This window comes from Oceanisphaera pacifica (genome assembly GCF_017498065.1).
GTDB lineage: Bacteria > Pseudomonadota > Gammaproteobacteria > Enterobacterales > Aeromonadaceae > Oceanimonas > Oceanimonas pacifica.
The window spans coordinates 21,699-44,156 of the sequence record NZ_JAGDFX010000009.1 but is presented as its reverse complement, the minus strand read 5'-3'; the positions used below and the strand labels follow the sequence as shown (position 1 = coordinate 44,156).

Annotated in this window: 17 protein-coding genes and 3 pseudogenes; 1 reads left to right on the top strand and 19 read right to left on the bottom strand. The window is 42.9% G+C overall.

The features are described 5' to 3' along the window. Nucleotide 1 precedes the first annotated feature (1 nt). The 8 genes from rfbC to pgi all read right to left on the bottom strand — a co-directional run bounded on the left by rfbC (nt 2) and on the right by pgi (nt 9,971). Nucleotides 2–550 (bottom strand): dTDP-4-dehydrorhamnose 3,5-epimerase, encoded by a 549-nt coding sequence (rfbC, locus tag J3U76_RS08910; RefSeq protein WP_208005626.1) that lies wholly within the window; start codon nt 548–550, stop codon nt 2–4. Then, on the bottom strand, nt 547–1,434 hold the full coding sequence (gene rfbA / locus J3U76_RS08905) for a glucose-1-phosphate thymidylyltransferase RfbA (RefSeq protein ID WP_208005625.1): 888 nt from the start codon (nt 1,432–1,434) through the stop codon (nt 547–549). The genes rfbC and rfbA overlap by 4 nt, the downstream gene beginning before the upstream one ends. Beyond that, nucleotides 1,434–2,339 carry a dTDP-4-dehydrorhamnose reductase gene (rfbD, locus tag J3U76_RS08900; RefSeq protein ID WP_208005624.1) on the bottom strand — a complete coding sequence of 302 codons (906 nt, stop codon included), beginning with the start codon at nt 2,337–2,339 and terminating at the stop codon, nt 1,434–1,436. The genes rfbA and rfbD overlap by 1 nt, the downstream gene beginning before the upstream one ends. Beyond that, complete coding sequence (locus J3U76_RS08895; RefSeq protein ID WP_208005623.1) at nt 2,339–3,517, bottom strand: dTDP-glucose 4,6-dehydratase; 1,179 nt, start codon at nt 3,515–3,517, stop codon at nt 2,339–2,341. The genes rfbD and J3U76_RS08895 overlap by 1 nt, the downstream gene beginning before the upstream one ends. Nucleotides 3,518–3,936: 419 nt before the next feature. Continuing rightward, complete coding sequence (locus J3U76_RS08890) at nt 3,937–5,823, bottom strand: PglL family O-oligosaccharyltransferase (protein WP_208005622.1); 1,887 nt, start codon at nt 5,821–5,823, stop codon at nt 3,937–3,939. 280 nt (nt 5,824–6,103) lie between these two features. Beyond that, nucleotides 6,104–6,613: a cysteine--tRNA ligase gene (locus J3U76_RS08885; RefSeq protein WP_208005621.1), complete on the bottom strand. Its 510-nt coding sequence runs from the start codon at nt 6,611–6,613 to the stop codon at nt 6,104–6,106. Beyond that, on the bottom strand, nt 6,613–7,662 hold the full coding sequence (locus J3U76_RS08880) for an AAA family ATPase (RefSeq protein ID WP_208005620.1): 1,050 nt from the start codon (nt 7,660–7,662) through the stop codon (nt 6,613–6,615). Before J3U76_RS08880 ends, J3U76_RS08885 begins: the two co-directional genes overlap by 1 nt. A gap of 665 nt (nt 7,663–8,327) precedes the next feature. Next, nucleotides 8,328–9,971 carry a glucose-6-phosphate isomerase gene (gene pgi, locus J3U76_RS08875; RefSeq protein ID WP_208005619.1) on the bottom strand — a complete coding sequence of 548 codons (1,644 nt, stop codon included), beginning with the start codon at nt 9,969–9,971 and terminating at the stop codon, nt 8,328–8,330. Nucleotides 9,972–10,529: 558 nt separating this feature from the next. Between pgi and J3U76_RS08870 the strand changes: the two genes are divergently transcribed. After that, nucleotides 10,530–10,901 carry a GxxExxY protein gene (locus J3U76_RS08870; RefSeq protein ID WP_208005618.1) on the top strand — a complete coding sequence of 124 codons (372 nt, stop codon included), beginning with the start codon at nt 10,530–10,532 and terminating at the stop codon, nt 10,899–10,901. A gap of 239 nt (nt 10,902–11,140) precedes the next feature. Here J3U76_RS08870 and galE read toward each other — a convergent pair whose 3' ends face one another. The 11 genes and pseudogenes from galE to J3U76_RS08815 all read right to left on the bottom strand — a co-directional run. Then, nucleotides 11,141–12,157 (bottom strand): UDP-glucose 4-epimerase GalE, encoded by a 1,017-nt coding sequence (gene galE / locus J3U76_RS08865; protein ID WP_208005617.1) that lies wholly within the window; start codon nt 12,155–12,157, stop codon nt 11,141–11,143. Nucleotides 12,158–12,267: 110 nt separating this feature from the next. Then, nucleotides 12,268–14,235 (bottom strand): polysaccharide biosynthesis protein, encoded by a 1,968-nt coding sequence (locus J3U76_RS08860; protein ID WP_208005616.1) that lies wholly within the window; start codon nt 14,233–14,235, stop codon nt 12,268–12,270. A 264-nt stretch (nt 14,236–14,499) separates the two neighbouring features. Continuing rightward, nucleotides 14,500–15,675 (bottom strand): DegT/DnrJ/EryC1/StrS family aminotransferase, encoded by a 1,176-nt coding sequence (locus tag J3U76_RS08855; protein ID WP_208005615.1) that lies wholly within the window; start codon nt 15,673–15,675, stop codon nt 14,500–14,502. A gap of 176 nt (nt 15,676–15,851) precedes the next feature. Then, complete coding sequence (locus J3U76_RS08850; RefSeq protein ID WP_208005614.1) at nt 15,852–16,478, bottom strand: acetyltransferase; 627 nt, start codon at nt 16,476–16,478, stop codon at nt 15,852–15,854. Continuing rightward, nucleotides 16,471–17,094, bottom strand: a complete 624-nt coding sequence (locus J3U76_RS08845) for a sugar transferase (protein WP_208005613.1) — start codon at nt 17,092–17,094, stop codon at nt 16,471–16,473. The genes J3U76_RS08850 and J3U76_RS08845 overlap by 8 nt, the downstream gene beginning before the upstream one ends. Next, nucleotides 17,091–18,221 carry a glycosyltransferase family 4 protein gene (locus tag J3U76_RS08840; protein WP_208005612.1) on the bottom strand — a complete coding sequence of 377 codons (1,131 nt, stop codon included), beginning with the start codon at nt 18,219–18,221 and terminating at the stop codon, nt 17,091–17,093. Before J3U76_RS08840 ends, J3U76_RS08845 begins: the two co-directional genes overlap by 4 nt. Before the next feature lie 459 nt (nt 18,222–18,680). Then, nucleotides 18,681–18,949, bottom strand: a pseudogene (locus J3U76_RS14620) (transposase family protein); the annotation flags it as partial. A 183-nt stretch (nt 18,950–19,132) separates the two neighbouring features. Beyond that, nucleotides 19,133–20,167 (bottom strand): EpsG family protein, encoded by a 1,035-nt coding sequence (locus J3U76_RS08830; RefSeq protein WP_208005610.1) that lies wholly within the window; start codon nt 20,165–20,167, stop codon nt 19,133–19,135. Between the two features lie 129 nt (nt 20,168–20,296). Beyond that, nucleotides 20,297–21,037: a glycosyltransferase gene (locus tag J3U76_RS08825; protein WP_208005609.1), complete on the bottom strand. Its 741-nt coding sequence runs from the start codon at nt 21,035–21,037 to the stop codon at nt 20,297–20,299. A gap of 83 nt (nt 21,038–21,120) precedes the next feature. After that, nucleotides 21,121–21,435 (bottom strand): annotated as a pseudogene (locus J3U76_RS08820) (ISAs1 family transposase); the annotation flags it as partial. Between the two features lie 34 nt (nt 21,436–21,469). Then, nucleotides 21,470–22,445: pseudogene (locus J3U76_RS08815) on the bottom strand (ISAs1 family transposase); the annotation flags it as partial. Nucleotides 22,446–22,458 lie beyond the last annotated feature (13 nt).

Sequence of the window (22,458 nt, the reverse complement as noted above, 5' to 3'; positions counted from 1 at the left end):
ATCATATAAAAAAGTCTGCATCTTCAAACGAGCTATCTACTGCATCTTTACCTGATAACGTTGGTGTTTGCTCTAGTGGCCATTCAATATTTAAACTAGCGTCATTCCACATAATGCAGCGTTCACTTTCTGGCGCATAGTAATTAGTGGTTTTATATAAAAACTCGGCGCTGTCGCTTAAGGTGACAAAGCCATGTGCAAAGCCTTCGGGTATCCATAGCTGTCGCTTATTTTCTGCAGATAAGTTAACTCCCACCCATTGCCCAAAAGTTGGTGAGCTTTTACGAATATCTACCGCTACATCAAACACTTCACCTTGCACCACTCTAACTAACTTGCCTTGTGCATGAGGTACTAGTTGATAATGTAAGCCGCGTAATACGCCTTGGCTTGAGCGAGAGTGATTATCTTGTACAAAATTAACGCTATAACCTACTGCTTGTTCAAATTGCTGCTGGTTAAAGCTTTCATAAAAAAAGCCACGATCATCGCCAAATACTTTCGGCTCCAGAATCAATACGTCAGAAATAGCTGTTTTAATGACATTCATGCACGATACCCCGGCTTGATCAGGTTTAATAAATATTGACCATAAGCATTTTTAGCTAACGGCTGTGCCAGCTTTTGTACTTGCTCGGCATTAATAAAGCCCTTGCGATAGGCGATTTCTTCTGGGCAGGCCACCTTTAAGCCTTGGCGTTGCTCTATGGTTTGAATAAAGCTGCCGGCTTCCATTAAGCTTTCGTGGGTGCCCGTGTCTAACCATGCATAACCACGGCCCATGGTTGTTACGGCCAGCTGATTACGTTCAAGATATATCTTGTTAACGTCGGTAATTTCTAATTCACCGCGATCCGATGGTTTAATATTTTTAGCAATTTCAACAACTTGATTATCATAAAAGTATAACCCGGTAACGGCATAGTTACTTTTAGGCACAGTTGGTTTTTCTTCTAAACTCAGGGCTTGTCCCTGTTCATTAAACTCAACCACCCCATAACGCTCGGGATCTTGTACATGATAAGCAAACACAGTTGCACCACTTTGTTCATTACTGGCTTGCTCTAATTGTGGCTGTAGGTTGTGGCCAAAAAAGATATTATCGCCCAATACCAATGCACAATTATCGTCACCAATAAAGTCTTCACCAATAATAAAGGCTTGCGCTAAACCGTCTGGGTTTTCTTGTACGGCATATTGCAGGTTAAGGCCCCACTGGCTGCCGTCTCCTAGCAGTTGCTTGAAGCGTGGTGTGTCTTGCGGCGTACTAATAATTAAAATGTCTTTAATACCTGCCAGCATTAGCGTACTGAGTGGGTAATAAATCATGGGTTTATCATATACCGGCAGTAATTGTTTACTTACCGTCATAGTGACCGGATAAAGCCGAGTGCCTGAGCCTCCGGCCAGAATAATACCCTTACGAGCAGCCATTATTTTTGCTCCAAAATTTCAGTTAACATGCGGGTTACTCCTTGTTGCCAAGGCGGTAATACCAAATTAAAAGCGGTACTAAATTTAGTGGTGTTAAGGCGAGAATTAAGCGACCGCGGTGCTGGTGTGCGGTAATCGGCACTCGCAATTGCGTTAAGCTTGGTTAAGCTTAGCGTTTCACCTTGTAGGCGTGCCTGCGTAAAAACGAATGCAGCATAGTCATGCCAGCTAGTTTGGCCGCTGGCCGCTAAATGATAAATACCTGCTAATTCATTTGGCGCTGCTGTATGCTGCACTAATGTGCGAATGGCATGTGCAGTGCAATCGGCAATTAGCTCGGCGCTGGTCGGTGCCCCTATTTGATCTTCTATTACTCCTAGCTCGCTGCGCTCTTTAGCAAGGCGCAACATTGTTTTGGCAAAATTAGCGCCACGACCGGCATACACCCAGCTAGTACGTAAAATTAAATAACGTGAACAATGGGCCTGAATTGCCTGCTCGCCGGCTAGCTTAGTAGCGCCATACACATTAAGTGGTGCAGGGGTATCTTGCTCTTGCCAAGGCGTATTGCCACTGCCATTAAAAACATAGTCGGTTGAATAATGAATCAACCAAGCCCCTAATGCTTCTGCTTCTTTGGCTAGCACAGCTAGCGCATCGCCATTAATACACTGAGCCAATTCAGTGTCTGACTCTGCTTTATCTACTGCCGTATAGGCCGCAGCATTCACAATAATATCGGGCTTTAACTCACTTATAGTACGAGACAGTTGCTCCAATTGACTCACATCACCACAATAATCAATTGAATGGCGATCTAGCGCCGTTACTGTGCCTAGGGGTGCTAAAGCACGTTGTAACTCCCACCCTACTTGGCCATTTTTACCCAACAATAATATGTGCATTATTCGGCTCCGTACTGCTGGCTCATCCAAGTTTGATAAGCACCACTTTGTACGTTGGTAACCCAGTCTTCATTGTCTAAATACCACTGCACTGTGCTGCGTATGCCAGATTCAAACGTTTCTTGAGGCGTCCAGCCCAGTTCGCGCTCTATTTTACTAGCATCAATCGCGTAACGGCGATCGTGGCCTGGGCGATCCTTAACATAAGTGATGAGCTCTTGGTAATGTTGAATTTTAAGTTTTGAATTTTGAATTGGAAAAGCATCATCCAAAATATTGCAAATGGCCTGTACCACTTCTAGATTGGTTTTTTCATTGTGGCCGCCAATGTTGTAGGTTTCTCCTACTTCGCCTTCTGTTACTACTTTGTAGAGTGCACGGGCGTGATCTTCTACATGCAACCAATCGCGAATTTGATCGCCCTTACCATAAATAGGGAGAGACTTACCTGCTAATGCTTTTAAGATCACCAGCGGGATCAGTTTTTCGGGAAAATGATACGGCCCGTAGTTGTTAGAGCAGTTGGTAATAAGGGTAGGAAAACCATAAGTACGCAACCAAGCACGCACAAGATGATCGGAGCTAGCCTTACTAGCGGAGTAAGGGCTGCTAGGGGCGTAAGCCGTCGTTTCAAGAAACAACGGCAATTTTGAATTTTGAATTTTGAACTTTGAATTATTTTGATCTAATTCAGCATTCAACATTGAACATTCAACATTGCTCTTCTCGTACTCAACACTCTCATCCGAAGGATGAGGAAGATCACCGTACACTTCGTCGGTACTAATATGATGAAAACGAAAGCTGGCTTTTTTAGCGTCAGTTAACTCGTTCCAATAAGCACGAGCGGCTTCTAACAGATTATAAGTGCCAACTATATTGGTTTGAATAAACTCTGCTGGGCCCGTAATAGAGCGATCTACATGGCTTTCTGCGGCTAAATGCATGACTGCATCGGGTTGCTGTTCAGCAAATACCTTGTCTAGCCCAGCACGGTCACAAATATCTAACTGCACAAAATGATAACGTTCAGAGTCAGAAACGGACTTAAGCGACTCTAAATTACCGGCGTAGGTCAATTTATCGAGGTTAATAACCACATCTTGCGTGTTATTGATAATGTGGCGTACCACAGCAGATCCAATAAAACCTGCACCACCCGTAATTAGAATCTTCATCGACACTACACCTAAACAAGAAAAATAAACTGTGCTGTAGCGACGCTACCGCCCGTAGGGTTCCATTGGCCATTCCCCCACGGCCGCACTTAATGTTCACGCATGCAAAAACCGCTTGCGTTATGCAAAGCAGTTTTTAAGCAAAGGTGCGTAAGTTTACGGGATTTGCCGTTAGGTTAAAACCCTAACGGCAAGGGTAAGGCTCTATGTTAGTTAGAGGGACTAACTAACATAGAGCCGTAAAGAGTGAGATGATGGTGAAAAGGACGGGCTAAAATAAATCTGTGAGGAGGATGACATAAGAGGCTTAACATCCTCCTCACTCAAAATTTAGTGTGGTGATTATTGCGAGGAGCATAGCGATAAGCAGTCATTTAACATCGCCCTTTCTGCTTCCAGCTCTCGGCCTTATAACTTGCTTAATAATAAGTTGCCGACCCTACCGGTGGCGTTAGATGTTGAAATATTCGGGGCACTTCACCTGTCGCAAGCTGTGTTTTTATCTTGGTTAGTGCGGCTTCTTTAAACAAGCGCTGGCGTGGATAATTTAACTGCAATTGCGCCAGCCAATCATCACTTGCACTCTGCCCTTGTGGCGCAAGCTGATCTGCCACAAACAGGGCCACTAGATGATTATGCAACAGCGTAGTGCGTGGCAGCCGCGCGGTAATGGCCGTAGACCACACCAGGTATTCTTGAACAGCCGCTAAATCTTGCTCTTTAATAGCTAAGGTTAATAACCGACTATTACGATACAAAGCCTGCCGGTCGCCCCAAAACCAAGGGTTTGATACCGCGTCTAACTGCTTAGGCTCACTAAAGTGCCCCCGCTGATACTGCGTTAACTGATACCCCGTTTGTAACCCCGTCGCCATATACAACACAACGCCACAACCAATCACCAACAACCCAACAGCAGCAAGCTTAATTTTTCTACTTCTTCCAGCTTCCGGCTTTAAGCTAAAAGCTATCTCCTCTCCAGCTTCCAGCTTCAAGCTTTTACTTTCGCAGTCAAAATACCACACCACCACCAGCAGCCAAATCCAATGCACACTCGAATGTCCCATTGGATATTCCGACATTAAATGAGCAAACAGCGGCAAACATAACGCCACCATGGCCAAACGCTCACCCATGCTTAACCGCCACAATACGCCCAGCACTCCCCAAGCTAACAAGGCCCACGCCAGCAGCGTGATCACGCCCCCTTCTAGCCACCACATTAAAATCTCGTTATGGGGGTGATGTAAATTACCCCCCATCTCGGGCATCACTCCGCTAGCAGCAAACACTCGCCCTGCTTCGGCATAATAAGCAGGCTCAAACTGGCCATAACCCACACCTAGCCAGATATTTTGCGCTATTAACCCTAAAGTAGTACGCCAAATTTCATAACGCACTCCTAGCTCGCCATACACAGCCAAAGCCCTACGGTGCAAGTCAAAATGCACGAGTAGCGCCAAGCCTGCTCCTGCTCCGCACACCACCAAGGCGAGCAGCACTGTGCGTTGCAATCGGCTGGTTAAGCGCATCCAACATACCGGCAATAACAAGCACAAACCGGCTAGCAAACTATATAGCCCAGCGCGACTTTGCAGTAATACCACCAACACCAAACCCGCCGCCGCTACCGCCGAGCACCATAACCACCAGCGCCAATGCTCACGCCCGGTACCACCAGAGCGGCGTACTAATAAATACAGCGCCAGCAATACGCCCGAGCCAACAAAGCTCGACATCACATTACGCTGCATAAAAATGCCGTAGGGGAAGCGCACTTTAGTGTTAAACATAAACCAGTTATCTGCGGGCAATACAAAAAACTGCACTAACCCAAAACCAATTTGCACTGTTGCCAATAACAACAAAGTACACAGTAAAAAGTAGCGCTGCCTAGCATTAAACTGACACTGCTGTAACACCCAAAACAACAACAGCCCAGCACTCACCCCCAACAAGCGCGGCAACGCCTGCCAATAAGCCGCTTGCATGTTTAACCCAAGGCTTACCAAATCTGCAGCCAATGCAAACAACCAAGGTAGCCACAGCAATACCGTGGCAAACGAAAACCAATTCCACAGCGCACTGCTGCTAACCTGTATTTGTTCACCAGCCGCTAGGCGAGAATGCAACACCACAGCGCCGGCAATAAACACGGCGCCCACAAACAACCAACTAATGGCATTAAAGGGCAAATCTAAATCGCTCCCCCCTAAGTGGTGAATAAAAACATGTTGGCCAACTAAAGCCCAAACAAAAAAAAGAGCCAGCACCCAACGGCCTGGCCCCTTCCATACTTCATTCATAAAAACTCCAAAACCTATTTTTGCAACGGAACCCACAGAAGAACGCAGAAAAATAGTGATCAAATCTGAAAAGACTATTCATGGTAAGAGCAGACACAAAGCTTATAAGACAGTGTGTTTGGCCTTTACTATGATAACTTTCGCTTATGGTGATCTTTTCGTGGATTTAGCGGATTCCGTTGCAAAATATTTTATCTTGATCTTTTGACCTTAATTCAACATTCAACACTAAGCCTTCTTGCAACCGATGAACACGGAAGCTCTTGTTGAAATTAATTGGCTACTTTACAGTCCATTTCATGTTAGTTTTCATTTTATTTTTATCCACAACACTTGGGTTCGTGTCTACAGATCTTAGTTTCTGCTTAAGCTTCTGTCGTACATCTGCAGGATCTATATATTTATCTCTTCTTTTATTTTGTTCCATGTGCAAAACCACTTTAATTCTGTTAGCTTTTAATAGTTTATTTGCCAATAACTTTTCTTGAGCATCGTTAGCACTAAACCTAGCAGCAGTAAGCCCAGCTAAAGTGTCACGCACCTTCATAGCGACAACTTCACCTAACTCACTCGGTTTTATTTTCACTGTCTCTGGGTGGCGGTAATCTTTAACTTCAATAAGCCAACATGTTTTATCTGGATTATCGAAATAAATAAAATCAACAGCTTTAGTACCAGTAGCTATAGTAATAAATTGCTTACAGTAAAAATTCCACTCATCATATTGACTAGCTAGTGAGCCATTCGCCGTATCAAATTTAAAAGTCAAAGCTCCTTCTTGAATCTCCATTACAACTCCAAGTAGCGATCAGATTGTTGAAGTGCTTCATCTAACATCACCAACGTTTGTAAATCTTCAAGAGAGTCGCCCTGTTCTATGCTTACACTTTCATCTTCTGATTTTAATGCAAAATAACGCTGAGTGAAGCATTTCGATTCATTCTTCTCAGTAATTATCTCTAGCTCTCGCAATAAAAATAATGAATGCGTAGCAATAAAAACCTGAATACCATTAGTAGCGAGTGAATAAATGACTTCCGCAATGAGTTTGATAAGCTTTGGATTTAAATTAGATTCAGGCTCATCCCAAAAAACGTAGCCGTTCTCTTGCAAAACTCCATTAGCAATCAGTTGAGCTAACATTGCCAACTTACGCAAGCCTTCTGATACTAGTTGCATTTCCATATTGCCAGCACCGGGAACACTTAAATAAAATCGACCACTTTTATCAAGAAATACCTTCCCGCCCATAGCCTTTTCAAGGGGCTCTAGCAACGCATTCATCGCAGTAGCACGGCGGCCTTTAAGCTGTGGCACGCCTAAATGGATACAGGTATCACGCCATGTCTCCTCAAACGGCACATAATGCATATCGTACAACGTCACAAAACCGGGATAGATAGTCATCAGCTCGCGGGTTGGAATAAACAATGCTTGCTTTTCAATCCACTGCTTAGGTAAGCACTCTATTTGAACATCACTTTGCGCGTTGGTGGCAAAGTTAATGCTCACATTATAATCTGCTTCAGCAAAATCCAGTGCCACCTCACACCGTGCACGGCCTTGTTTACGGCTGGCTAGACGTCCCAACGCATCAGGCTTAAACACCCCCAGTAACTTATCAGCATAAGCTTTTTGCAGATAAGTTTTGGTCGGTACGCCTTGGGCAGGTCTGCGGCCAGCTTCCTCGCTGGTAGCAACAAGTGAGTATGCCATTTTCATCAAATGAGTTTTACCCGAGCCATTCTCTCCAACAAACACGTTTAAACCGCCTGAAAAATCAAGCACATGCTCTCCAGGAAACAATGTTAGGTTTTTTACATTCAATTGCTTAAGCATTTGGCTTCCTACTCGATGAATAATAACAGGTTATTATTTTAGCACTCTAACTACTTCAATTGTATTATTCGGTGTTCAATCTAGGGATAAGCACAACACCAAACCTCTTGTGCAACGAAACCCGCGACTCTCTGTTTAAGATAAGCACGAAAAGATCGCCATAAGAGCGAAAATTATCATAGTAAATGCTAAACACACTGTCTTATAAGCTTTGTGTCTGCTCTTACCAAGAACAGTCTTTTTTCAGATCTTATCCCTATTTTTCCGTGGATTCAGTGGATTCCGTGGCAAAAGTTAGAACGTGCCGCCTCGCGCCACCAGCCAGCTAAAGCGGCTTCTACCAACAAGGATGCTTTTGTGTTGCCCTCACAATAAGAAAGCCTCTTTTCAGATCTTATCCCTATTTTTTAGCGGTTTTCGTGGATTTCGTTGCCAAGTATTTTATCTTGATCTTTTGATCTTAATTCAACATCCAACATTCATAATCCAACATTGTCTCTGTATCTTGGGTGCTAGTAGCTGGGCGCTATCTCTCGCCCTTACCAATAAAAAGTTCCTTTCAGATCTTACCCCTATTTTTCCGTGGGGTCCGTGTATTCCGTGGCAAAGAGTCTTGATCTTTTGACCTTAATTCAACATCCAACATTCATAATTCAACATTGCACTTAGCTCTTCCATTCTTTTACAAGTGCAATCAGTCCATTGGTCGCACTATCATGGGCTGTAGTTTCAGTCTCATCCGCTAGGTCGTCAATTAATGTTGCCGCCAGCTTTTTACCCAGCTCTACGCCCCATTGATCAAAACTATTAATGTTCCACAGTACGCCTTGCACAAAGGTTTTGTGCTCATACATGGCAATGAGTGCACCTAAGTTGTAAGGCGTTAGCTCATCACACAAAATAGTGGTGCTGGGTCTGTTACCTTCCATCACCTTATAAGGGGCTAACTTAGCTACTTCGGCTTCAGTTTTGCCCTCAGCGGTTAGCTCTGCCGCTACTTGAGCATAGCTTTTGCCAAACGCCATGGCTTCGGCCTGCGCCAGCATATTGGCCAGCAACTTACGGTGATGCACTGGGTAATCATAACTTGAGCGCGCAAAGCCAATAAAATCACCCGGCACCGCTTGGCTGCCTTGGTGCAATAACTGAAAAAACGCATGTTGGCCATTGGTGCCCACTTCACCAAAAATAACAGGGCCTGTGTTATAGCTTACCTTTTCACCCTGGTTATTCACGCCCTTGCCGTTAGACTCCATATTTAACTGCTGCAAAAAGGCCGGAAAACGTTTTAAATCTTGGCAGTACGGAAACACCCCCTCGCTATTTAACCCCAGCACATTAATATTCCAAACACTCAACAAGGCCATTAATACCGGAATATTCTGCTCAAAGGGAGTATCACGCAAATGCATATCCATGGCATGGGCACCGGCTAACAATTGCTCAAACCGCGCAAAGCCTAAGGTAAGTGCAATGGGCAAACCAATGGCCGACCACAAAGAAAATCGCCCGCCTACCCAGTCCCAAAATTCGAACATTTGTGCCGCATCTATGCCAAACGCTTGCACTGCTTTCGCATTGGTCGATACCGCCACAAAGTGTTTACTTATTTGCGCCTCGTCACCACAAGCGGCCAATAACCATTCGCGCGCCGCATGAGCATTGGTCATGGTTTCGTCTGTGGTAAAAGTTTTAGACGACACAATAAACAAGGTACGCTCGGCATCGACTTTATTAAGCACCTGCGCCAGCTGAGCACCATCCATATTCGATACAAAATGCGCGCGAATACCTTGTTTCTGATAACAGGCTAGCGCCTCAGTCACCATAGCGGGGCCCAGGTCTGAACCACCAATACCAATGTTTACTACATCACGAATGGTTTTACCGCTAAAGCCCAACCATTTGCCAGAGTGCACTTGCTGGCAAAACGCCTTTACACGCGCCAGCACCTTGTGCACTAACGGCACCACATTACTACCTTGAAAGGTAACAGACTCACCGGCCGGCATACGCAGCGCAGTATGTAACACAGCACGCCCTTCAGTATGGTTAAACTGATTATCAGCAAACAAGCCATTAATGGCCGAGTTTACATCCATATCGCGCGCCAACGCACACAGCTGCGCTTTAACTTCACTCGACCAATGCTGACGAGAGAAATCTATTTGCATCTGCTGGCCAAAGGGCACACAAAACGCAGAAAAGCGGTTTGCATCACCTGCAAACCGCCCACTCAAACTCAACGCCCGCTCTCGCGCTTTCATCTTCTGCAAAGCCAAAAACGCCGGCTGCTCTAATAACCCCATCCACATACTCTCTAATTATTTTTATTTTAAATAAATTTATTAGCAACGGAATCCACTGAACCCACGGAACGATAGAGATAAAATCTGAAAGTGAATATTGATGGTTAACATCTTACCCATAAGAGCCCTTTTCGACCTTATCTCAGCCTAATTTTTCCGCGTTCTTCCGTGGGTTCCGTTGCTAGTAGTTTTAAAACCACCACATTAGCAACGGAAGTCGCGAAACCCACGGAACGATAGAGATAAAATCTGAAAGTGAATATTTAATAGTTAAGATCTTACCCATAAGAGCCCTTTTCGACCTTATCTCAGCTTAATTTTTCCGTGTTCTTCCGCGGGTTCCGTTGTTAGTAGTTTTAAAACCACCACATTAGCAACGGAAGTCGCGAAATCCACGGAACGATAGAGATAAAATCTGAAAGTGAATATTTAGTGGTTAAGATCTTACCACTAAGAGCTCTTTTCGACTTTATCTCAGCTTAATTTTTCAGCGTTCTTCCGCGGGTTCCGTTGCAAAATGAACTATAGTTTGACTAAGCATAAAGCAAGGGGGCTGCTATGTATGAAGAAGAGCTTACATACAAGATCCGTGGCGCAGTTTTTGAAGTATATCGTCAACTAGGCCATGGTTTTCTAGAAACTGTTTATCATAAAGCTTTAGCATATGAGCTTACCCAACAAGGACTAGCAGTAAAATCCGAAGTTCCACTTATTGCTCTCTACAAAAACCATGAAGTAGGCCAGTACAGAGCAGATCTTATTGTAGAAGGTAAAATACTCTTAGAGCTAAAGGCTCAAACAACTTTAAATCCAGCCTCTGAAGCACAGGTGATCAACTATCTAAAGATAACCGGCTTGAAGCTCGGGTTATTAATCAACTTTAATTGGCCCAAAGCCACCGTAAAACGACTAGTTCACAATCACCACTAACCAGATCTTAACCATTAAAAGCTTTTTCAGATCTTATCTTAATTTTTCTGCGTTCTTCCGTGGATTCCGTTGCAAGTAGCTTTACAACCATTAGCAACGGAATCCGCTGAACCCACTGAACGATAAAAATAAAATCTGAAAGTAAATATTTAGTAGCTAAGACCTTAACCATTAAAAGCTTTTTCAGATCTTATCTTAGTTTTTCCGCGTTCTTCCGTGGATTCCGTTGCAAAAAGTAGTTACTCCCCAAATCCTTGCGGATTTTTCGCCTGCCAGCGCCAGGCGTCTGTCATCATTTGCTTAAGCCCGCGCTCGGCTTGCCAGCCTAGTTCTTGTTTAGCCTTGCTTGCATCTGCCCAGCACTCGGCTATGTCACCGGCGCGGCGCGGAGCCACATTAAACGGCACTGGCTTATCGCTGGCTTGCTCAAACGCCTTAATCATTTCTAACACCGAGTAACCCTGCCCGGTACCTAGGTTATAAATACTCACGCCGCTATGCTCGGCAATACGAGACAATGCTTTTAAATGACCTAGAGCTAAATCCACCACGTGAATGTAGTCACGCACGCCTGTACCATCGGGGGTGGCATAATCGTCACCAAACACAGACAGCTCAGCTAAACGCCCTACCGCTACCTGAGAAATATAGGGTAATAGGTTATTAGGAATACCGTTAGGGTCTTCACCAATCAGGCCAGACTCGTGCGCCCCTACCGGATTAAAGTAGCGCAACAAAGCAATTGACCAACGCGCGTCAGACTTAGCCACATCTTGCAGCACCTGCTCCACCATTAACTTAGAGGTACCATAGGGGTTAGTGGTACCACCCACCGTAAAGTCTTCGGTAATCGGCATCTGCTGTGGCTCGCCATACACGGTGGCCGATGAGCTAAACACTAACTTAAATACTCCAGCCTTCTGCATGGCGTTCACCAACACTAGCGTACCGTTTACGTTGTTATCGTAATAACGCAACGGCTGCTCAACACTCTCACCTACCGCTTTTAAACCGGCAAAATGCACCACGGCATCAATGCTGTGTTCGCTAAATAGCGTATCTAACAAAACGGCATCACGAATGTCGCCTTCAATAAACTCCGGCTGCTTGCCGGTGATCTTGACAACCCGGCGCAACGACTCTTTAGATGCGTTACATAAGTTATCTAACACCAACACCTGCTGGCCTGCATTTAGCAGTTCTACTAAGGTATGCGAGCCAATATAACCCGCCCCACCTGTTACTAAAATTGTCATTTAAACTCCTGAAATAAAGCGCCCGGCGCCCGGCTACCAGCGCCAAGAAAGATTAAAACATGAAGACATAACGCTTGGCACTTCACTGGCCCTTGAACTTCTACGCCGCACTAGGAGTAGGCAGTAGTCTGTTGCTCTGAACTTTGATTTTCTGGGCGCTGGGCGCTGGGCGCTGGGCGCTGCTGTTTCCCTTCATTCCAAACAACATCGCAAATTCCGCTTTGTGGGTTAAACGCCGCTGGTGCACTCAACAACAAGCTGCGGATAGTCTCTTGGTCATACTTCTCGCAGGCTCTATCTAGCTCATCAAGTAAACTCAACATCTCGTGCCACGGCAAACTCACTTCATTAGCCGAACGAATACGTGGGTGCTGAGTTTGGGTTTCATCGCCGCCGATTAATAACTCTTCATACAGTTTTTCGCCTGGGCGTAGCCCTGTTACTTTAATAGCAATATCTCCGCTCGGGTTTTGCTCTGTTTTTTCTTCAAAACCCATTAAGCGGATCATCTTACGTGCTAAATCAATAATGCGTACTGGTTCACCCATATCTAACACAAACACATCACCGTCTTTGCCCATGGCACCGGCTTGAATTACCAATTGTGCAGCCTCGGGAATGGTCATAAAGTAACGGGTAATATTTTCGTCGGTTAACGTAATAGGCCCGCCAGCCCGAATTTGTTTTTTAAACAAAGGGACGACCGAGCCAGACGAACCCAATACGTTACCAAAGCGCACCATGCAAAACCGTGTATTTTGTTGGCGCAGTGCTAAACCTTGCAACACTAACTCGGCTAAGCGTTTACTGGTGCCCATCACATTAGTTGGCCGCACTGCTTTGTCGGTAGAAATAAGTACAAAGGTTTCTACGCCACAGTTAATGGCTGCTTCACCGGCTCGCCAAGTGCCAAACACATTGTTGCGCACCCCTTCTACCACGTTATATTCCACTAACGGCACGTGTTTGCAGGCTGCTGCGTGATACACAGTTTGCACATCAAAGGCACGCATTACCGCTTCTAGACGGTTCTGCCGTTGTACCGAAGCCATTACAGGAATAATTCGAATACAGCAGTTTGTGTCACGACACCAGTTAGTCAGCTCTTGATCGATCTGATATAAAGCAAATTCAGACATTTCAAACAGCACTAAAACTTTCGGCTGTTGCTGTACAATTTGTCGGCATAGCTCAGAACCAATAGAGCCACCGGCCCCCGTCACCATCACTACTTTTTGTTTAATGTTGGCGCTAATCAACTCAGGAAATGGCGCGACTGGGTCACGCCCTAACAAGTCTTCAATGCTTACTTCTTGCAGCTCGTTAACTTTAGCCTTACCACTCACTAAATCTGCCATACCAGGAATGGTCAGCATTTCTACCGAAAGTTCACTTAAGCTATCAATAATGTCGCGGCGGCGTTGGCGCGACATACTGGGCATAGCCAGCAACAGCTTTTGTACCCCAAAGCGAGCAATAATATTGGCTAATTCTTCTGCAGGAAAAACAGTTAACCCTTGCAGCATCACGTTATGCAACTGAGGGTTATCATCTACAAATGCTACCGCCCTATATTCATTACCATGCAATAAACTGGTATTAAGTTGCCGCCCCGATGAACCCGCACCATAAATAATAATTGGTGTTTTTAAACGCTTAGTACTTTGATTATACAAAGCTCGCGCTAAAGTTCGCGCCCCACCACACAACAGCAGAGCCAAAGCACAATAAATAATAGGTACGGTACGAGGTAAGGCAACATCTAAGTAATAGGCTGCCAGCACCATGGCTCCAGCTGACAAAACAGTACCTAAAAACATAGTGACAATGGCGTGATAACCCAAATAACGCAATACAGCCCGATAAAGCCCCAAACGCACAAAGCACACTAAAGTAACGGGTATGGTCGCCAACAATACTACCCAGTGTTGTATCGAGCCCAGCATAGCCACTTCTTCTAGTCTCAATATAAACGCCGCCCAAAAAGCAAGACTAATAAAGAGGGCATCTAACAATAGGCTGATAATACGTTTTATAGAACGCGGCTGTTTAAACAACCATCTAATCGCGTCATTCATAGGTTAAAGCCTTTCTGAAGAACATAGCTCCCGGCGCCCAGCACCAAGCTCCCAGCTAAATACATAGCTCTTAAAAACTAAAAAACAGTAATAAAAACATTGGCAACGGAATCCGCGAAACCCGCGGAACAATAAAGATAAAACCTGAAAATGTCTATTAAGTAGTTAAGGGCTTACCAATAAGAGCTTTTTCGACCTTATCTCAGCCTAATTTTTCCGCGTTCTTCCGTGGGTTCCGTTGCAAATATCTTGAGTCTTTGGACTTCAGCTTTGTGCTTTAGCTAATACATCAGCTAACACTGCCGTGGTTTTACTCATTTCAGCTTCAGTTAATGTGGGGTGCACTAAAAACATTAAGCTGGTTTCGCCTAGCAATTTAGCATTAGCTAAACGCTCGGCTGGTCTAAAATTGGTACCATCAAAGGCTTTTTCTAAATACACCTCAGAGCAACTGCCCTGAAAGCACGGCACACCCTCGCTTACCATAGTTTCTACTATGCGATCGCGAGTCCAACCTTCTGCTAACTGCTCTGGGTTTATAAATAAATAGTGCTTATATTCAGCGTGTTCCATATGCTCTGGCACAGCTACGGTGCGCACCACACTAAAGCCAACGCTAACCTCATCAATGCGTTTAGCGTTGGCTTGGCGCGCCTTAGTCCAGTCACTCATACGAGTTAGCTGAATACGACCAATGGCACCCTGCATTTCTGTCATGCGCCAGTTAGTACCAAAGCTTTCGTGCAACCATCTAAAACCTGGTGCATGTTCGCGCTCATACACTGCGGCATAGCTTTTACCGTGATCTTTATAGCCCCACATTTTTCGCCATAACGCATCATCGTTAGTGGTGACCATGCCACCTTCGCCGCCGGTGGTCATTATTTTGTCTTGGCAAAAGCTCCAAGCACCAATATGACCAATACTGCCCACAGATTTGCCTTTATATTTAGCACCGTGCGCTTGGGCACAGTCTTCAATCACATAAAAACCATGCTGCTCGCTAAGTGCCATTATGGCGTCCATTTCAGCCGGCATACCCGCCAAATGCACTACTACTACCGCCTTGGTGTTAGGCGTTAACACAGCTGCAACCTGCTCGGCTTCTATGTTTTGACTGTTTAAGTCTACATCGGCAAACACCGGCGTAGCACCCGCCGTAACAATAGAAGACACCGAGGCTAAAAAGGTGCGCGGCGTAACAATCACTTCATCGCCCTCGCCGACCTCTAATGCCTTTAACGCTACATCTAGCGCCAAAGTACCGTTAGCTAATGCCACTGCATATTCACTATCAGCAAAGGTCGCAAACTCTTTTTCAAATAAACGACACTCTTGGCCCGTCCAATAGTTTACTTTATTTGACAGCAACACATTACGAACCACATCGCCTTCTTCAGTAGTAAAAGACGGCCAAGGAGAGAAGGGAGTATTTAGCATAGAAAACCTTATTTAAATTTTGAATGTTGAATAAACAACGAAGACAAACATTCAATCTGCAACGGAATCCACAGAAGAACACGGAAAAACCATTTTAAGGGTAAGAACTAACCAGTCGTACTACTGTAGTTCCGCGCTTTAGCTACGACTACAAAATGCCTTTCAAAACTTATAATTCAACACTGTTTTAAAATTTTTGCGGGATTGCCGGCAACGCAGGTGTTTGGCAATACTGGCTTCACTACTACCCCCCCGGCTCCTACTAAAGCATTGGCACCAATAGTGATTAACTGGCGTACGTTAGCGCCTATCCCTATCCAAGCACCGCGCTCTATTATCACACCGCCGGCTAATGCCGCCGCGGGGCTAATATGTACGCCGTCTGCTAGTTGGCAGTCATGATCAATACTGGCATGAGTGTTAATAATGCATGCTGCGCCAATATCACAGTCTAGGTTTATAGTGGCACTAGCCATAATTGCCGTACCCACACCAATATAACCATAACGACTTATTTGTGCCGATGGGTGTATTAAGCTAATTAACGGTGCGCAATGTGCTGTTAGTAGTGCTTGTTTATCTAAACGAATCGCGTTGTTGCCAATCCCTACAATGACGCCATCAAAACTAGACAGCTGCTGTAATAAAGCATCAGTATTGCCTACTACTGACCAGTGGCCATTGTGCACCACTGTTGGCCATGCATCATCAAAAAAGGTGACACTTTGCCACCCTATTAACTCAGCCATATCGGCTAACACTTTGCCATGGCCGCTCGCGCCTAGAATAGCCAACTTATTCATGAGTAGAGCTCTGACTGTCATTATCATGAGAGCCGGCAAACTTACTCATGGTCGCTTCGCCTTCAGCACTAATACCATCACGAATAAATACTTTTTTTACCGTTAAAAACAAAATTTTAATATCTAACCACAATGATTGGTTGTCTACGTACCAAACATCAAGTTTAAACTTGTCTTCCCAGCTAATGGCATTACGACCATTAATCTGCGCCCAACCCGTTACACCAGGGCGAACCTCATGGCGACGATATTGTTCAGCATCATACAGTGGTAAATACTCCATAAGCAGTGGCCGAGGCCCTACTAAACTCATATCGCCTTTTAATACGTTCCACAGTTCAGGTAGCTCATCTAGACTACTTGATCGCAACATAGCACCAAAAGGCGTCATCCGCTCACTATCGGGTAGTGGATTACCACTGGCATCTACCGCATCGCGCATGCTTCTAAATTTTATCATCTCAAACGGTTGGCCGTCTTTACCGGGTCGAGTTTGGCGAAATAACACAAGAGATCCTAGGTTTTTACGGATCTTCCACGCCACAATAGCAATCACAGGGCTTAAAATAATCAAGCCACATAACGAAGCAGCAATATCAAAAAAACGTTTAATCATAACCCCAATAATCCCATTAATTTTTTATTAACCTTTTCAGCATCAAATTTTTCTTGCGCCATACGATAACTTTCTAGCCCCATAGTTTCTATTTGATCAGGATTTTCAATAAAGTAAATCATTTTTTCTGCAAGTGCCTGAGGATCCCAAGGCTTAACTAAAAAGCCATTTACACCATCGACAACGGTTTCTCTACAACCCGGCATATCTGTAGTGATCACCGGTCGACCTATCGCCATCGCCTCTTGGGTACTGCGAGGTACCCCTTCACGATACGATGGCAAAACAAACACACTGGCTTGAGCAATACGTTCAGCAACATTAGTCACTTGCCCTAGATAATCAATAACACCGGTACTCACTAACAGTTCAATATCATTTTTCTGCAACCCGCCCGGATTTCCCTCATCCAGTCCACCAAGAACAGTAAAAATAACATCAGGGTATATAACTTTTACTAGCTTAGCGGCAGTGATAAATTCATTAATACCTTTTTCTTTCAATAGTCGACCAATAAAAATAAATGAAACCGCCTTCTGGCTTGGCTTTATATAAGGATATTGTTTAAGATCTAAACCAATCCCGCCTAGCACTGCGAATTTTTTTACTTTTATATTGTTTTTTATTACAAGATCTTTTGGATCATCTGGATTTAGAAAAATAACTTTATCTAAAAAACGAAAACTTAACTTATAAAGTAAAATTTGAACGCTTTGTAAAAGCTTTGCCTTTTTAGATAAACCTTCAGGCTGGTTGGTAAATGTGTAGCCCAGCCCCTCTAACATACCAAATATTTTTTTCACTCCTGCCAAGCGAGCAGCTAGAGTACCAAAAATAACGGGTTTAGAAAAATAAGAAAAAACAAGATCAGGTTTTATTTTATTTATCTTTTTAGCCAACCGTAATGTAGCCAAAAGATCAGCAAGCGGATTCATACCTGTACGGTTCAGTGTATATTCCTCAGGAATTGCCCCCAACTGAACAACCTGCGCTTTTTGCTCATCTGTATAATTGATAGCAAACGCATATACCTTATGACCGCTAGCAGTCAACGATTTAATAATATCTTTCCTAAAACCAAGTATACCACTAGCAGTAGTGCCAATTATAATAACTTTACTGTTCATTTTAGCGCCTTTTTTGTGAAGTCACTAATGCGCAGGGCAAAAGAATGAAGGAAACCCCAGGGCAAGAGTATGAAGGAAACTCTTATATTTTAATCACTTTTGAAGGATACTGTTCGTTCAAGGCTGCCTTTAAATGCTTTTTCTTAACGCTCAAATTCAAAATACAATGTTGAATTAAAACAATCAATAAACTTATAACGTCCGGTACTCTGTTCCACCATAGGCTTTTTCTTTCGTTTCAAAGCTGTCTCGCTGGTATTGATATAGCTTAGAAATTGGGAAGTGCTTCTCAAGTGCAGCGTGTAATTTAAATTGGTTATCAAACACTGCAAGGGGTGAAGTGTTAAGAGTGAGGCGGACAACAAGTACACGACAAGATGACTATGTTTTAGCCCTATATTTATTCCTTACTCTTCACAGGTCTATCTTAGCTTGGCCACCTCGCTATCATTAATGTTATTTCTTAGGATCAATCCGGCTAATTACGTGGGCGATGGTATCATAAGTGGGTATACCCTTGTTTGATAAAGTAAGTCAAAATCGCCATACAACTTCAACCAATCGAAACGCTCTTCACCAAACATTTCAATATCTTCCCAGCCTTCTGCGCCAGACACCACAGCTAATATCATTAACAGTATGATATCAAAAAGTTTATGATCAACTTTTCCTAGTTGACGAGGGTCGGTGATATCGGCGAAGTGCGTGACGAAAGTATTGATTATCATGGCGAACTCTCAATATATAAAGAGTGTTATCTGATCATACACGCCAATAAAAAGAAAGGTGCTAGATTAAACTAATGACTGCTAGCTTGTTGAATCAACGCCTTTTTCATGCTTTTTCTCTGACTTTGCATATAACCTCAGATACTGAATACCGTTTATTACTAAGAGCATAAATTAGTTTATCTAATTACTAAAAACAAGATAGCCATACAATGATTTAGACGTCATTAACACACCTAATAAAAGCAACATGGAAACCAATAAAAGTAAGAGTTTAGTCAGGTACGTTCTGTATAATACAAATAATGGTACAAAAAGAATAGATGTCATCAACAATAATCTATTAACAACAAAATAATTATTAAAAAAAGATAACGAAACACCACTAACAAAAAACATAATACATAATAAAAACAAATAAATATTATAATGCTTTTTTATTTTATTTGCACAGGATAAAAAACACAGCTGTATAGAAAGCATATACAGTACAACAACCCCCCCAACAAGATTATTGTTTGCTGTCCATTCCCCACTTCCACTTGCAAAGAACGCTAAGAAACCTATAAAAAAACTTATAAAAACTCCAAAAAAAGCGCCTATTGCAAAAGCAAGAAAAACCGAAAAGTATATGTTAAATATTTTACACGCCCTTACAACTGGCTGTGAAAAAAGCAAAGCCACCAAGTAAGAAATCGACGAATAATGAAATAGTAACGATAAAACCACACCAAAAAAACCAGTAAAGTTACGGCGATTAAAAATAAAAAACGCAGCTGCACTCATTACTAAAACAGCTAAAAAGTTTCTCCAAAACCATAATAAACTCATATAGTTTGGATACCAATAAAAAATCAACAGAATAACAAAAAAAGGAGACAAAAAATCTTTCTTAACCTGAAAAAAAGATAACGAAAAATATAGAAAATAGCAGAAAAAAAGAATGATAAAGTAATTTATAAAAACGAAACTATAAACTGAAAGATCACTGGGAAAAAAACTATAAAAGATATAAATACCAGGCTCGACTTTACCTGCCGAATCGTAATGCTCAAGTATAAAATCAAGAAGTCCTTTATCTGATATTATATTATAAAAATAATAGTAAACTAATGAATCATACGTTTCCGCCTTTACGGTCACTTCAGTGAATAGCCAAACTGAAATTACACCAAAAACAAAAAACGATATAAAGTTAATAACAAACCTAGATGTCATCATAAAAAACCATATAGATTATGACAGGTTAAATATTTATACTAATCTAAAAATAATTAACACTTAATTTAAGAATCAACAGTAAACTAAATAAGTTGAATAACATATTTTATACTTTTCATCGCAACATTATCTCCCCCTAAAAAAAGATTTTATTACGCTTAACCCTGCAGCAAGTAAATTACTTATATTTTTATGTAAGATAAACTCTCTTACAGAATAACCAGCAACTTCCGCATAACCTAATATTCTCCCCTGAGATGCGTCCTCATGTACTCTATACCTAAAAAGACATGCGTTCATATTACCCCAGCGAATATCTGATCTCTTCATTCTGAGCCAAAGGTCATAATCCTCAGAATTAAAACCAGAATTATACCCTCTAAGCTTTAATATAGTTTCTTTTTTGTACATAGTTGAAGGGTGAACGAAGCAATTTTTATAAGATATTTTATTGTTTATATTATTACCTTTCTCGGTTATACGCTTACCAAGCACCTTACCATTTTTATCAATTAAGGTAGAATCAGTACCAACCAAATCTAATTCATTATCTATTAAGAACTTTAATTGTTTTTCTAGCCTATCGGGTTCAGAGATATCATCAGCATCCATTCTAGCAATATATTTATATTTAGCATGATCAATGCCTAAATTAAGAGCATAAGCTAACTGCGCAATATCAGACTTTAAAATAACGATCCTACTATCACTCACATGTTCGTTTATATATAAAGCTACTGCATCGCTGTTTACACCGTTGACTATTATAATAAACTCAAAATTCTTTAATGTCTGTTGCAAAATACTATTTATTGACGTCAGCAAATAACTGTCAACTTTATTTACACCCATGATAACACTGATCACACACTCTCTCCTTTACATACTTATAGCAATTTTAACATAATAAAAAATTATTATGTTAAACTCTCTCTACTATCAGGGCAAGATTACGAAAGCCCTTGCCCTGCAAGGACTCGCGATAGGTATTCATTATTTCGGCCTGCTCGTTTTTGCTTTTGTTTAATGCCGGCTTTAAAACTCGTGTCCGCGCTAAGTAAGTTCAGCGTAATATGTCGTATCGCAGTAAAGTTTTCTCCTGCTTGTTCACGCCTGATCCGGCATTCATCCTCACGCATGCCAACATCTAATCGCCAGTGCAGCTGCGATTCTATAGACCAATGAGCTCGGCTAGCTTCTAATAACTCTTTTGATGTTAACTGAGCGGAGCTAATGTAATAGCGAAGCGTAATGCCTGTCGCTGGCTGGCCTTTCTCCAGGGCAAGATTACGAAAGCCCTTACCCTGCAAGGACTCGCGATAGGTATTCATTATTTCGGCCTGCTCGTTTTTGCTTTCGTTTAATGCCGGCTTTAAAACTCGTGTCCGCGCTAAGTAAGTTCAGCGCAATATGTCGTATCGCAGTAAAGTTTTCTCCTGTTTGTTCACGCCTGATCCGGCATTCATCCTCACGCATGCCAACATCTAATCGCCAGTGCAGCTGCGATTCTATAGACCAATGAGCTCGGCTAGCTTCTAATAACTCTTTTGATGTTAACTGAGCGGAGCTAATGTAATAGCGAAGCGTAATGCCTGTCGCTGGCTGGCCTTTCTCTTGCCGTATGGTGGCAACAATGCCCATTGTTTTAAGCTCTGGCCACTCAAAGGCAATATCACCGAGTACCGACAGGTCGTCATTGACCAAGCATAACCTTGTTTCTACCCGACCATGCCCTTGCTCTTTTGTACTATAGGTATCGCCATCTTCACGTTGGAGCATCTCGAGTTTAAAGTAGTTATCAAACGCAGCTTCTAGGCTTGGTTGGTTGCTTTTAACCGACAGTAGATAGTCTGCCTCTTTACTTACAACCTTCCTAGCAATGGCTTTCTGGCAACCCATAGCATCGATGGTAATCAAACACCCTCGGATGTTTAGCAGCTCTAACAACTCAGGAATAGCGGTGATCTCATTACTTTTTTCAGCTGTTTTAACTTGTCCTAATACGACCTTATTAGCAGCACTAAACGCACTCACCATATGGATGATACCGTTCCTGCGATCTTTGTTATAAGTGCCGCGAGACTCTTGCCATCGATAGCAATCACTTCACCTTCGGTCGCTATATGGCAATCTCTCACCCACGCAGCAAAGCTATTTTGTAGCTGCTTCGCTGAGATCATGCTCATCACACGAGCAATCGTATAGAAAACAGGCACAGGAATACCACCCTTTATTTTCTTAATACGAAGTCTCCGTGTTGTTGCAACCACTTAAGATTAAAGTCTGAT